This window comes from Mesorhizobium sp. M0998 (genome assembly GCF_040318885.1).
Classification (GTDB): domain Bacteria; phylum Pseudomonadota; class Alphaproteobacteria; order Rhizobiales; family Rhizobiaceae; genus Mesorhizobium.
The window spans coordinates 85,802-99,486 of record NZ_JAMYND010000007.1 but is presented as its reverse complement, the minus strand read 5'-3'; the positions used below and the strand labels follow the sequence as shown (position 1 = coordinate 99,486).

11 protein-coding genes are annotated in these 13,685 nt (G+C 62.7%); 4 read left to right on the top strand and 7 right to left on the bottom strand.

Features of this window, described 5'->3' with window-relative positions:
- Nucleotides 1-260 precede the first annotated feature (260 nt).
- From NKH59_RS09210 to NKH59_RS09195, 4 genes are all read right to left on the bottom strand, one after another.
- Nucleotides 261-2,018 (bottom strand): adenylate/guanylate cyclase domain-containing protein, encoded by a 1,758-nt coding sequence (locus NKH59_RS09210; protein ID WP_352539696.1) that lies wholly within the window; start codon nt 2,016-2,018, stop codon nt 261-263.
- A 342-nt stretch (nt 2,019-2,360) separates the two neighbouring features.
- The gene (locus tag NKH59_RS09205; protein WP_254818213.1) at nt 2,361-3,386 is read right to left on the bottom strand and encodes an aldose epimerase family protein; all 1,026 of its coding nucleotides are present in this window, start codon (nt 3,384-3,386) and stop codon (nt 2,361-2,363) included.
- Between the two features lie 80 nt (nt 3,387-3,466).
- Nucleotides 3,467-4,924: an NAD-dependent succinate-semialdehyde dehydrogenase gene (locus NKH59_RS09200; protein WP_352539695.1), complete on the bottom strand. Its 1,458-nt coding sequence runs from the start codon at nt 4,922-4,924 to the stop codon at nt 3,467-3,469.
- Nucleotides 4,925-5,114: 190 nt separating this feature from the next.
- Nucleotides 5,115-6,065, bottom strand: coding sequence for an AEC family transporter (locus NKH59_RS09195; protein ID WP_292659709.1), 951 nt, complete (start codon nt 6,063-6,065; stop codon nt 5,115-5,117).
- Between the two features lie 150 nt (nt 6,066-6,215).
- Between NKH59_RS09195 and NKH59_RS09190 the strand changes: the two genes are divergently transcribed.
- Complete coding sequence (locus tag NKH59_RS09190; RefSeq protein ID WP_352539694.1) at nt 6,216-9,227, top strand: caspase family protein; 3,012 nt, start codon at nt 6,216-6,218, stop codon at nt 9,225-9,227.
- A gap of 106 nt (nt 9,228-9,333) precedes the next feature.
- Nucleotides 9,334-9,882 (top strand): histidine phosphatase family protein, encoded by a 549-nt coding sequence (locus NKH59_RS09185; RefSeq protein ID WP_352539693.1) that lies wholly within the window; start codon nt 9,334-9,336, stop codon nt 9,880-9,882.
- 132 nt (nt 9,883-10,014) lie between these two features.
- Here NKH59_RS09185 and NKH59_RS09180 read toward each other — a convergent pair whose 3' ends face one another.
- The 3 genes from NKH59_RS09180 to NKH59_RS09170 form a co-directional block, all read right to left on the bottom strand.
- A complete protein-coding gene (locus tag NKH59_RS09180; RefSeq protein ID WP_352539692.1) occupies nt 10,015-11,181 on the bottom strand; it encodes an epoxide hydrolase family protein in 1,167 nt (388 codons plus the stop codon).
- Nucleotides 11,182-11,496: 315 nt separating this feature from the next.
- Nucleotides 11,497-11,682, bottom strand: coding sequence for a hypothetical protein (locus NKH59_RS09175; RefSeq protein WP_352539691.1), 186 nt, complete (start codon nt 11,680-11,682; stop codon nt 11,497-11,499).
- Nucleotides 11,679-11,933 carry a hypothetical protein gene (locus NKH59_RS09170; RefSeq protein WP_352539690.1) on the bottom strand — a complete coding sequence of 85 codons (255 nt, stop codon included), beginning with the start codon at nt 11,931-11,933 and terminating at the stop codon, nt 11,679-11,681. The genes NKH59_RS09175 and NKH59_RS09170 overlap by 4 nt, the downstream gene beginning before the upstream one ends.
- Nucleotides 11,934-12,150: 217 nt before the next feature.
- On the opposite strand from NKH59_RS09170, the gene NKH59_RS09165 reads away from it, so the two are divergent.
- Complete coding sequence (locus tag NKH59_RS09165; RefSeq protein ID WP_023676462.1) at nt 12,151-12,435, top strand: acyl carrier protein; 285 nt, start codon at nt 12,151-12,153, stop codon at nt 12,433-12,435.
- Between the two features lie 39 nt (nt 12,436-12,474).
- The gene (locus NKH59_RS09160) at nt 12,475-13,662 is read left to right on the top strand and encodes a beta-ketoacyl-ACP synthase (protein ID WP_353021586.1); all 1,188 of its coding nucleotides are present in this window, start codon (nt 12,475-12,477) and stop codon (nt 13,660-13,662) included.
- Nucleotides 13,663-13,685: the final 23 nt, after the last annotated feature.

Sequence of the window (13,685 nt, the reverse complement as noted above, 5' to 3'; positions counted from 1 at the left end):
AGGGCGGCGTTTGAGGATTAGGGTCAAAACTCAATCAGACTGGCTGCCGCCAATGGCCCAGATGGACGGAACTTGCCGTTTAAATCAGTCGGCGGGAATGAGCACAGAGCGCCAGGAGCGGAAGCTTAGCAGGGGTCACGCCAGCGCCCAGTTAGCGCTACGAAGCAGACCTTCAGCCTGTGCCGGAAGCGAGGCCCGGCTTACCAAGTGGCATATCCAGGAAGCGCGTCCTCCTCCTCAGCTAGGCACCGTTTTCGGCTCTACGCTATGCCTGCGCGACGAGCCCCTTCCTTAATCGCAGCGAGGGCCAGAGGATTGGTGACGGGATAGGTTCGGATGAAGTTCTCGACGGTGAACCTTGGAAACTCGACGGCAATCCGCCTGGCGATCGACTGCGCCTGCGCCGACTCTTCGAGCAGCGCGTGGCACAGGGCACGGAACATCAGAGTGACGGGAATATCCGGCGGACTTTGGCACAGCGACGACAGACTGTCGGCATAGCGACCGGCGACGAACCGCGCCCGGGCGAGCTGCGCGTAGTACCAACTCGGAGCCTGCGGATTGAGGCGAAGCGCCCGTTCGGCGAGAGCACAGCCTTCTTCCGGATTTCCACACACGAGAGCTCGGCTTGAGGCAAGCATCGACAGCACATCGGCGTCATTGGGTGCCAGGGCCAGCGCCCGGTCGTATTCCTCTGCTGCCCCGCTGATATCGCCGTCAATGGCGCGGAGAGCGCCCATGTAAAGGCGCGTCATCGGATCGGTAGGGTCGAGCGCCAGAGCCTTTTCCACGCATTCTCGCCAGCGCTCGACCGAAGTGGCTGAATCTGGCGTGAAGGCATTGAAGGCATCGACCGCATGTGCCAATCCCAACGTCATCCAGGCCCGCGCGAAGCCGGGGTCGAGTTCCACGGCGCGGGACAGCATGCGTATGGCTTCTGCCCTCGCATCGGTCGTGAATCTGTCGTGCAGTTCCACCCCGAGCAGATAGCAGTCGTAAGCACCCAGGCTCGAGGGAGGCTTCCGCCGAGCCACCTCACGCCCGAGATTGGCAAGCTTGCCGAAAGTGCCTGCCAGGGCGTTGATAACGTTCTGTGTGATGCTGTCCTGCATGAGAAAAAAATCATCGGTCGACTCGTCGAACCGCGCCGACCAAAGGTTGGCTCCGGTCCGGGTGTCGACCAGCTGCACCGCGACGCGGACACGCTGTCCGATCGCCTGGAGGGTGCCTTCCAGCAGGTAATCGGCGTTCAGTTCCCGTCCGACCGAGCGTGTGTCGCTCGCCCGTCCCCGATAGGACTGCATGGTCTGGCGCGAAATGACCGCAAGGTCGGGATAGCGCGCTAGGTCGCCGATCATGTCGGCCGACAGGCCGTCTGCCAGCCGCGTCCAGCCGTCGTCGGCGCTCAGGTTTTCGAACGGCAAAACCGCAATTACCGGCGGCTTACTGTCGTCGCCGGAAGAAAGGCGTGGTTTGGCACCGACGATCTTGCCCGCAGTAGCAGGGTCGATCAAGACACGGTACACGCGAACCGGTTCGGCGATACTTTTCATTTTCTGCACGCCGAGTGAGGCAAAGCCGATCGGCACCTTTCCCCTCACATGGTCGCAGGCGGTGGCGGAAATCGCGATTCCTCCAGGTTCCGCCAGCCCTTGTAGCCGATCGGCGATGTTCACCGCGTCACCGTGGATGTCGTCACCCTCAACGATAACATCGCCCAGATTGATGCCGATGCGGAAATCAAGCCGCCGTTCTGGCTGCGTGAAATCGTTCACCTCCGCCTTCTGTCGCTGGATTTCGACCGCGCAGCGTAGGGCGTCGACCACACTGTGGAACTCGACCAACATCCCATCTCCCATGGTTTTCACCAGTCGACCATGGTGCGCAGCGATCCTTGGCTTGAATACTTCGTTCAGGTCGGTTCGGAAAAGCGCACGCGTACCCTCGTCGTCGATCTGGCTCAAGCGGCCATAGCCGACGACATCGGCAATCAGGACGGCTGCGAGATGACGTTCCATCCCCCCAATCCTTCGCGGATCGTTACCCGCTTTCCAAGCTTACAGCAGGTCGCAGGTTGATGCCATTGCCGCCGCCCCTGAAAGACAGCTTTTCAGGTCTGTGTACTTTGCTGCATGAGAGCCCGAATGTCGGATAAGGGTCAACTTGCGTCGTCAGGGCTCTCGGCGTCAAAGGTCCGAGAGGGTTCGAAGTCGGTCGTTCAGAGTGATTGCGTTTTGACTCCAGAGCGCCGCGCGTCATTGGACGCGCAAAGGACGCTATAACACTTTGAATTTTGCATGATCCTTTCCGAACCGGAGGTCAGCGCAGCAAAACCATGCCGGTTTCCGGGGGGTCATGCCCTAAGGCAGCCTGAACCGGTATTCCGTCACGTGATGGTAGATCTGCCCGGGCCACAGCGTGGCTTGCGGGAAATACGGCCGGTTCGGCGCATCCGGCCAGATTTGCGGCTCCAGGCAGAAGCCCGAAAACGCCTTGTACTGGCGTCCGCCCAATCCAGGCGAGGACGGCGCCAGATACTGGCCGGTATAGAGCTGGACGCCCGGCTCGGTGGTCCAGAGCTCCATCTCGACGCCGGAATTCGCGCCTTGCGCCCACGACGCCTGCTTCAGCGGCCCGCGCGTCGAGGCGAGGCAGAAATTCTGGTCATAGGGGAGCTGTTCGCCCTCGGTCTCCATGCGCAGCGGCCGCGCCTGGCGAAAGTCGAAGGGCGTGCCGTCGACCGGCTTTACCGTGCCTGTCGGAATGAGATCCGCGTCGACCGGCAGATAGGCGCCGGCATTCAGCATCAGCCGGTGATCGAGAATGTCGCCGGCGCCGCCGTCATCCAAGTTGAAATAGGAATGCTGGGTGAGGTTGCAGAGCGTCGGCTCCTCGCAGGTGGCGGTCAGTTCGACGCTGAGCGTGCCCGGGATCTTGAGCCGGTAGGTGCAGGTCACGTCGAGCGCGCCGGGAAAGCCCATCGTGCCGTCCGGGTCGTGCAGGGTCAGCGTGACAAAATCCCTGCCATGCAGCGAAACCGCCCAGGCCCGGCGCGAAAAACCTTGCGAACCGCCATGCAGCGTGTGCTTTTCGAGGAAATTGCGCTCAGTCTGATAGCGTTTGCCGGCAAGCGTGAAGCGGCCGTCGCGGATACGGTTGGCATAGCGCCCGACGACGGTGCCGAAGAAGGCGGTATCCGTCTCATAGTGCTCGAAACGATCATAGCCGAGCACCAGCGGCGCGTCGTGCCCGGCCAGACGCAGATCCTGGATGATCGCACCCAGCCCGATGATGTTGGCGGTGAGGCCGCCGCCACGGATGGTGAAGCGGCGGACGGCCTCGCCCGCCTGCGTCGTGCCGAAAACCTCGCCGTCCTTCATTGCCATGCTCGCAAGTTCATTGATCGATGCCAGCCTGGCCTTTCGAAGCGGCTCAGGGTCTTCTTCGGTATTACCGCATCAGGCTTCTAGAGACCAAGTCCGCCGATGCAGACATATTTGGTGTCGAGATAGTCCTCGATGCCCTGATGGCCGCCTTCCTTACCGAGGCCCGATTCCTTGACGCCGCCGAACGGCGCCTCAGGGGTGGTGATGAGCCCTTCATTGACGCCGACCATGCCGTATTTGAGCCCTTCCATGACCCGGAAGGCGCGGCCGAGATCGCCGGTGTAGAAGTAGCAGGCCAGCCCGAACTCGGTGTCGTTGGCGAGTGCCACGGCCTCTTCCTCGGTCTCGAACTTGAATACCGGCGCCACCGGGCCGAAGATTTCTTCCTTCATGAAGCGCATCTTCGGCGTCGCATTGGCGATCACCGTCGGCTGGAAGAACGAGCCGCCGAGCGCGTGGCGCTTGCCGCCGGCGACGACCTTGCCGCCCTTGGCGGTAGCGTCGGCAATCAGCTCCTCGACCTTCTCCACCGCCTTTTCGTCGATCAGCGGTCCCTGCTGGACGCCTTCCTCGAGGCCGGAACCGACCTTCAGCCCGTTGCTCGCAGCAGCCAGCTTTTCGACAAACCGGTCGTAGATGCCGGCCTGCACCAGGAAGCGGTTGGTGCAGACGCAGGTCTGGCCGGAATTGCGGTACTTGGCGGTGATGGCGCCGGCGACGGCCCGCTCGAGATCGGCGTCATCGAAGACGATGAACGGCGCGTTGCCGCCGAGCTCCATCGACACTTTCTTGACCGTCACCGACGACTTCTGGATCAGGATCTTGCCGACCTCCGTCGAGCCGGTGAAGGTGATCTTCTTGACCAGCGGGTTGGCGCAGATCTCGTCGCCGATCTCACCGGCGGCGCCGGTCAGGATATTGATTACGCCTTTAGGGAAGCCGACTTCCTCGGCAAGCGCGCCCCAGGCAAGGCCGGAATAAGGCGTCTGCGACGCCGGCTTGACCACGGCGGTACAGCCGGCGGCAAGCGCCGGGCCAAGCTTGCGGGCCAGCATCGAGGATGGGAAATTCCACGGTGTGATGGCGGCGATGACGCCGACCGGTTCCTTGGTCACCAGGATACGGCGGTCCGCCCAGGGCGACGGCACGACGTCGCCATAGGTGCGGCGGCCTTCTTCGGCGAACCACAATATGTAGGACGCGGCCGAGCCGATCTCGCCCTTCGATTCGAACAGCGACTTGCCCTGTTCGATGGTCAGCAGTTCGGCCAACACGTCCTGATTATCCATCATCGCGTCGTGCAGCTTGCGCAACAGCTTCGAGCGTTCGAGCGCGGTGGTCTTGCGCCATGTCTGGAAGGCCGCATCGGCGGCTTCGATGGCGCGGCGGGTCTCGGCCTTGCCCGACTTCGGCACCGTGCCTATCTTGAGGCCGGTGGCAGGATTGTTGACGTCGACCGTCTGGCCTGAATCGGCCTGCACCCATTCGCCATTGATGAGATTGGCCTGCCGCATGAAATGGCTGGTCTTCTGAAGCATGATCTCGCCTCCGTTCGGCACCTGGCGGGCCGGTCGCTGATTTCGTGAATGGACGTGCGCGATAGCATCGCTAGAGCCACTGCTCTTAGCCCAGGGCAAGCCCCGCAAGCAATCACAAGATGGCATATAGGGTTTGGGCCAGCCAAAGCGAGAGGCGATGCAGCCGGGTTCTTATCCAAAAACCGGGTTCTTATCCAAAAATATGGACGACCACTGTCAGCCAAAACGCAGTGGTCACGACCGCACAGGCGGTGGCGATGGTCATCTGGTTCGACGCCAGCGCCTGGCCGGTGTTGAACTGCACCGCGATGAGATAGGAATTGATGCCGGACGGCAACGCCGCAACCATGACCGCCACCTTGGCCGTCAATGGCGGCAGGCCGATCAGCCAGACCAGGCCGAGAACCAGCGCCGGCATCAGGAACAGTTTCAGCGCCGACAGCGCCAGCGCCGGCCTTACATTGCCAGAAATGCCGAAACGGCGCAGGCTGAGACCCATGGCGAACAGCGCCACCGGGGCGGCCGTGCCGGCCAGCGCGTCGCTCAGCCGCGTCGCAAGCACCGGCAGCGGCGCACCGGTGAAGCGCCACGCCAGCCCGGCCAGTATGCCGATGATCAGCGGATTGATGAATACCCGCCTGAGAAAGCTCCTGACGACGCGGAGCGGATGCACAGGCTCGCTGCCGCCGCGGCCGAACATCTCGAAAAGGATGATCGAGGCCATCATCATCACCGGCAGGTGAATGGAAACGAGCAGTGACAGCACTTCGAACCCGGCCGGCCCGAACACGCCGATGATGAAGGGCGCGCCGAGGAGGACAACGTTGGAGTAGGACGACGACACGCCGCCGACGACGCCAGCGCGGGCGTCCCGCCCGAAGATGCGCGTAATGACCAGATGGCCGGCAGCCCAGGTAAGCGCCACTGCTGCGAAATAGGCGCCCCACAGCGACCACGGCGCCACGCCGTGGAAATCAGCCTTTACCATGGTCTGGAACAGTAAAAGCGGCATTGCCACGTTGATGGCGAATTCGGATACGCCCTCGCCGCTCGCCGGCTTCAAATAGCCGGTGAACCCGGCAAGATAGCCGAGCCCGACAAGACTGAAAACGAAGAGGACGGTTTCGGTAAGCGGAGACATTTTTCCCGTGATAGGCGAGGCTCGGCGGCGGCGCAATCGCCCTTCCCTCGCGAATGTACCGGCCAACAATCCGGCCGCTCGGATCTTGCCCGAATTTGCTCATGGTTGGATGCCAGCGCTATACAGGGTTGTTGGGGGGAAACGCGGCGAATGGGCGCTGTCGGAAATCAGCACTTCTTCAAGCAGGCGTGGCTGACGGCTTTCGTCGGCGCCATGCTTTGCCTCGTGGTGACCTCGGCTCATGCCGCGGAGCCGGCGAGCCTCAAGGGCGTGGCGCTGATTGTCGGCCAGTCGAAATACCAGCACATAGCGGCGCTCCCCAACCCCGCCAACGACGCCCGCGACATCGCCAAGATGCTGACCGATCTCGGCTTCGAGGCGCGCAGCGTCACCGACCGCGACACGGCAAAGCTGAAGCGCGACCTCGAGCGTTTCGCCGAGGATGCAGAGGACGCCGACGTCGCCTTGATCTACTATTCCGGCCACGGCATCGAGGCCGGCGGCGAAAACTATCTGGTGCCGGTCGACGCCGATGTTTCTTCATTGAAGGACGCCGATCAGGCCCTGGTGCCGATCTCCACCGTCATGGACGAATTGAAGACGACCGTGCCGGTAACGATCATGCTGCTCGATGCCTGCCGCACCAACCCGTTTCCGGCGGATGCGGTGCTGCGCCGGGCGCCCACGGCCTCGGCCTCGCCGATTGGCGCCGGTGGCCTGGAGCCGGTGCGCGGTGCCAGGGCACTGGCAAACGCGACCGCGACGGAAAATCTGGGAACGGTGATCGGCTTTGCCGCCGAGCCGGGGCGGCCGGCACTCGATGGCATCGTCGGCGAAAACAGCCCCTACGCAGCGGCACTTCTGCGCCATCTCGCGGCGATGAAGGGCACCGAGTTCGGCTCGGTCATGCGCATGGTGACAGAGGAGGTCTATCTCGACACCAAGGCAAAGCAGCGGCCATGGGTCAATGAAAGCCTGCGCCGGCTGCTCTATTTCGGCGTTGCACCGCAGGAGCCGACCGGCGACGACGGCCTGATCACCGGCGAGCGGCGGCAATTGCTGCTGACGATCGCCGAGTTGCCTGACCCCAAGCGGGTACAGGTCGAACTGGCCTCGCTGCAGGACGGCGTGCCGCTCGACGCGCTTTATGGCGTGCTGAAGGCGCTCGGCACCGAAAACATGCCGGAGGACCCCACCGACCTGCAAAAGCTGCTCGACGCCCAGGCCGAGCGCCTGAAGAAGTTGATCACCGAACGCAACGCCCTGCGCACCGACGACCCCGAGATCAGCCGCCTCGTCGCCTCGGCCGACAAGGCGATCGGCCAGGGCGCCATCGTCACCGCGCGCAACTTCCTCGACCAGGCGGTGGGCCGGGTCGAGCAGGCCAGCGGCGTGGTCGATCGGGCAGAGGATCTGGTCAGGCAGAAGCGTCTTGCCGACGCGGCGATCTATGCCAGGCGCGCCGACGCTTCGGCGCTGGTCTTCGACTATCTGTCGGCCGCCAACGATTACGGCAAGGCCTTCTCGCTGGTCGAGAAATGGGACGACAGGCTGCGCTGGAACTACAAGAACCAGGAGGCGGAAGCGCTTAACGCGCATGGCAACGCCACCGGCGACAGGCAAGCGCTGCAGCACGCCATCGACGCCTACCGCGTCATCCTGAACTTCATCCCCAACGGCGAGCAGAACCGCGACTGGGCGATCACCCGCAACAACATGGCGGTGGTGCTGCAGACGATCGGCGAGCGCGAGCGCCAAATCGACCGGCTGGAAGAGGCAGCGAACATCTTTCGCGATTCGCTTGCCGTGTTCGAGCGCGAGAAGGATGATCTCAACTGGGCGGCCGCCCAGAATAACCTGGCCAATGTGCTGTTGAAGATCGGCGAACGCCAGAGCGACCCGAAACGCCTGAACGAGGCGGTGGTGGCGATGCGCGCCACGCTGGAGAAGCGGCCGCGCGACAAAGTCCCGCTGGATTGGGCCGCCTCGCAAAGCAACCTTGGCCTTGCGCTTTACGCGCTTTCGGAGCGCGAACCGGACGGCGAGCGCCTGACCGAGGCCGAGGCCGCCTACCGGCTGGCGCTTGAAGAATACACGCGCGAAAAGGCGCCCGTTCAGTGGGCGATGGTCCAGAACAACCTCGGCAATACGCTGGTGTCTCTGGGCACGCAACGCAACGACAAGGCAAAAATCGACGAGGCAGCCGACGCCTTCCGCGCCGCGCTCGAAATCCGCACACGCGATACCTTCCCGCTCTCGTGGGCGAGCAGCCGTCTCAATCTGGGTAACGCGCTGAGCAGTGCTGCCCGTTTCGATCTCGGCACCGGCCTGCTCGAAGAGGCGGCTGCCGCCTATGGCGACGCGCTGACCATATTTACACGCCAACGTTTTCCGACGGATTGGGCTTCGGCGGAGAACAATCTCGGCTCGATCTACCAGACGCTCGGCCAGCGCACGCGCGATCCTGCCAGGCTTGAGCAGTCGGCTGCTGCATACCGGGCGGCACGGCGCGTCTATACCAAAAAGGAGTTTCCGCTCGACTGGGCGATGACCCACTACAATCTCGGCAACACGCTGCAACTGCTCGGCGGCGTGACCGACAAGCCGGTGCATTACGAGGCGGCGATCGAGGCCTATCGCGATGCACTGCGCGAATACAAGCGCGAGACGACGCCGCGGCAATGGGCACTGGCGCAGGCCGGCCTCGGCTCGGCGCTGCAATGGCTGAGCATGAGCGAGGCCGACCCCGGCAAACTGGCGGCATCGATCGCCGCGCGCCGGGCGGCGCTGGAGGTGCTGACCTTCGAGACCTCGCCCGTCGACTGGGCAAACGCGCAGAACGGCATCGGCATGAGCCTGATCAATCTCGGCAATCTCGAACGCACCGGCAAATATCTGGACGAAGCCGAAGCCGCCTTCGAGGCAACGCTCAAGGTCTTCACCCGCGAAAGCCAGCCGATGCAATGGGCCTTCGAGCAGAACAATCTCGGCGACGTCCACTGGAACCGCGGCAGCTATGGCGGCGGCAATGCCGAATACCAAAAGGCGATCGAATTCTTCGAGAACGCCAAGCAGGGCTTTACCGAAGCCGGCTACACACTCCCCATACCGCTGACCGACCGCAAGATCGATCTGGTGAAGAAGCAGATAGCGAGGAAATAGGCTTTTCGGCCGCAGGTTGCACTCGGCTTGTCTTTCAGCCGGCTTTGCCGTCCCTATATGCCGGTCACCGGGGACCTGCCTGCCGGTCACCCGAAAAGGATGTCTGATGCTTCGATTTGTGCTGGCGCTGCTGTTGCTTGCCGTTTCCGCCACAGCCCATGCGACGGAAGCCGGCTGGGCGCTGCTGCGCGACGGCGGGCATGTGGTGCTGCTTCGCCATGCCATGGTCACAGGCACCACCGATGCGGCCAATTTCGACCTCGGCAAATGCGCCACCCAGGTCAATCTCTCGGAGCGCGGCAAGCAGCAGGCGCGCAAGATCGGCGCGCTGTTTGGCGCCCGCGCGGCACCGGTCGAGCGCGTGCTGTCCAGCCGCTATTGCCGCTGTCTCGAGACCGCCCGCATCGCTTTCGAAAGCGAGCCGGAGCCGTTCGCACCGCTTGACCTGCTGAAGACCGACGAAAAGGAGAAGGCGGCCCAGATCGCTGCGATCGTAGCCGAAATCCGCGGCTATTCCGGCTCCGACAATCTGGTCATGGTCACGCATCTCGAAAACATCAAGGAATTGACCGGCATCTCGCCGCGTGAAGGCGAAGCCGTGGTCGTCGCGCCGCAGGGCGACGGCCTGCGGGTACTCGGCCGCGTTACCTTCTGACCGGGCCGGAGCCGGTTGAAGTGAAAATCTAGCGCTTGGTACCTTAAGCCGAATACCGGTTCCGACCCGCGATGAGGTCTTGGTCGAGTCCAAGGTCGACATTGACCTTAGTCAGGAGGCAGGTTTTCGTCCTTACTTTGCCGGCCGGAGCCTCAGCGGCCGAAAAAAGGCCCGGATGTCCTCGACCAGGAGTTCGGGTTGCTCAATCGCCGCGAAATGTCCGCCTTTCGGCATGTCGGTCCAGCGCTCGACACGGAAGACTCGCTCGACCCAGGAGCGAGGTGGCATAGGAAGCTCTCGAGGGAAGACTGCAACGCCGAGGGGCGGTGTTATTCGCTCCCTTGGCCCGAAGATCAGGGGGCAGAGCCGGTTCTCTTTGTAAATCCGGAGCGAGGCCTCGATCGTGTTACCGAACCAGTAGAGCGAGATGTCGGTAAGCAGCGTGTCTAGAGGGATGGCGCGTTCGAGTTCGCCTTCGCAGTCGCTCCAACTGCGGAACTTCTCGGCAATCCATGCGGCTAGCCCGATTGGGGAATCTGTCAGTGCAAAGGCTAGCGTCTGGGGCTTGGTCCCCTGCAGAAAAGCGTAGGCCCCCTCCGTTGCGGCGAAATTCGCCGCACTGTCGAGGAATGCCTTCTCCTCCGGCGTGACAGGTGGGTCGTCGCGACCGAGGGTCGGGCGGAAACTGCCTGGAATGTAATTCAGGTGCAATCCGATAAGGTCGTCCGGGTAAAGCCGAGCGAGCCAGGTCGAGACGCCTGCGCCGATGTCGCCACCTTGTGCGGCGAAGCGATCATATCCCAGTTCGCGCATCAGCCCCCGCCACAGCTTCGCGACACGCTTTGAGCTAACGCCGGCCTGATGCGGCGGGGACGAGAAGCCGAAACCCGGAAGCGACGGTGCGACGACATCGAAGGCGTCCTCGGCATCCCCGCCGTATTTGGCAGGATCCGTGAGCAGCGGGATGACGTGCTCGAACTCGGCGAAGGAGCCGGGCCAGCCATGAGTGAGGATCAACGGCAAGGGTGCTGACCCCTTTCCTTTCTGATGAACGAAATGGATGTCGCACCCGTCTATCGTGACCCTAAACTGAGGCAACAGGTTCAGACGTTTTTCGTGATCGCGCCACCTGAAATCGTATTCCCAGTAACGTGAAAGCTTCCTGAGGAAATCAACGTCAGTACCGTCCTCCCATCCGTATGCGAAGATCGACGACGGCCATCTTGTCGCTTGGATACGACGCTGTAGGTACTCGATCTGTTCATCCGGGATGTTGATGTGGAAGGAATGAATGGCCACGGGTGTTGCTCCGATCAGCGGCGAAGAATTGTCCCATCATCAAGGCACAGAACGCAGGAAACCTCACTGAGCGACCGCTTTGTCCGCTACTTGCTCGTTCCCATCTACGAGACGAAGGTAACATTCCACCCTTAGTGGCAATTCGTTTAAGCTACTTGGCGTCAGATTTCACCGCTACCAGCCAAGCGTCGACACGGAGCTTCCATCCCTCGATCATGTCCGCGAACGCGTCCTCTGTAAGTTCGGACAGATAGGATGCTCCTGCCGGGCTCCAAGGCCGTGAACGCATAGGTAATCGACGCCTCCGTGCCTCCGTTAGTGGTCGGTCGGCAGGCCACCTCGACAAATCCGAAACGCGAATCCGCGTAACGCGAACATAGCGGATGCGATGCGCCAGCCGTCTACCCACAGGGTCTCTCCGATCGGCGTGAACAGCGGAAAGACGCCGTCGATCGGCCCCGAAAGCACGATGCTGTGGCTGCGCGCAAGATGGCTCGTCATCCGCCCTCCCCGCCGGTTTCCGCCAGACCGTGGCTGTCCGCTGCGGCAAGCTCCATTTCGTAGATGCGCTTCAATTGGCCGATTGTTTCCAGTGTCGCCGCGGAGAACGGCGTCCGGCCTTCGAAAGCATGCAGCACGATGCCCTCGATGAGGTCACCCAGGCTCACGTCGCGATGCTCAGCCAAGGCCTTGAGCACCTTCACCAATCGTTTTTCCAGGCGCACCCCGGTCTGCACGCGTTCTATGGTCATAGATCTTTTGTACCATGGTACATTGGTACACCCAATGATCAAAGATGGGACGGTTTCGGCATATCGCCGGGAGGGGTTGCCAGCGACCCCTATTGCTCTGGCAGAACAGCAATCCCATCTGCGCGCGGCGTATCAGGCCTTTTCCTGCCCGGAAAAACCGATTAGACAGCCCAAAACACATGCGGACAGATTCCGCCCGCAATCGAAGGAAAAGCCCTTGTCCACCACGTTCGACAAAGTCGCCAAGATCATCGCCGACACCAGCGAGATCGACATCGAGACGATCACGCCCGAAAGCCACACCATCGACGATCTCGGCATCGACAGCCTCGACTTCCTCGACATCGTCTTTGCCATCGACAAGGAATTCGGCATCAAGGTGCCGTTGGAAAAGTGGACGCAAGAGGTCAATGACGGCAAGGCCTCGACCGACGACTATTTCGTCATGAAGAACCTGTGCGCCAAGATCGACGCGCTCGTCGCCGCCAAGAACGCCATCTAAGCACAGCGCTTGACGCGCCCTCACCCACAACAGCCGCCCATGAACCCCCGCGACGTCGTCATATCAGGCATCGGCCTTGTCTCGTCACTGGGCGAGGGTCCGGATGCGCATTGGCAAAAGCTCGTCCAGCCGCGCCTTGAACCGGTTCTGGAGGCCTCGCGCTTCTCGCCCTATACGGTCCACCCGCTGCCGGAGATCGACTGGAACCTGCAGATCGCCAAGCGTGGCGACCAGCGGCAGATGGAGAACTGGCAGAGGCTCGGCACCTATGCGGCCGGCCTTGCGCTCGACGATGCCGGCATCAAGGGCAATGACGAACTCTGCGCGACCATGGACATGGTGGTGGCCGCCGGCGGCGGCGAGCGCGACGAGGCGGTCGACGCGGCCATTCTCGCGGCATCGGAAAGCCGCAATGACCGCGACGTGCTGCTCAACGAGAAGCTGACCACGGAATTGCGCCCGACGCTGTTTCTGGCACAGCTTTCCAACCTGCTCGCCGGCAACATCTCGATCGTCCACAAGGTGACGGGGTCGTCGCGCACCTTCATGGGCGAGGAAGGTGCCGGCGTTGCCGCTGTCGAGACCGCGGCCGCGCGCATCCGCTCCTGCCAGTCGACGCATATTCTGGTCGGCGGCGCTTTCCAGACCGAACATTCCGACATGCTGCTCGGCTATGAACTGGCCGGCTACCTGCATCGCGGTCCGTGGCGGCCGGTCTGGCAGAGGCAAGGGGCCGAAGGCGGCGGCGTGGTGACCGGATCCGGCGGCGCGTTTCTCGTCCTGGAGCAGCGCGAGCATGCGGAAAGCCGTGGCCGGAAGATCTATGCGGAACTCGGCCCGGTCCTGTCCGGTCGCGCCAGGCGCCGGCGGGACGAACTCGACGGCGAGATCGCCGTGCTGTTGAAGCAAGCCGCATTGCCGAATGGCGAGCTGCTCGCGATCTCCGGCGCTTCGGGCGCCCATGCCGCGACCGCCGCCGAGAAATCGGCGCTCGACGCCAATCCGGCGATCGCCGCACGCGGCTTTTCGACGCTGACCGGCCACATGAAGGAAGCGCAGTTCCCCTTTGCCGTGGCGCTGGCGGCGCTGGCTGTCGACCGCAAGGCCGCCTACCCTGTCTTCGACGCCACAGTCGAAAAGCCGTTTGCCGGCGTCCCGAAGACCGTCCTTGCAACGGCGATCGGCTATCACCAATTCGAGGGCATGGCGCTGATCAAAGCCGCCTAGAGCATCGGACCGAAAAGTGTGGC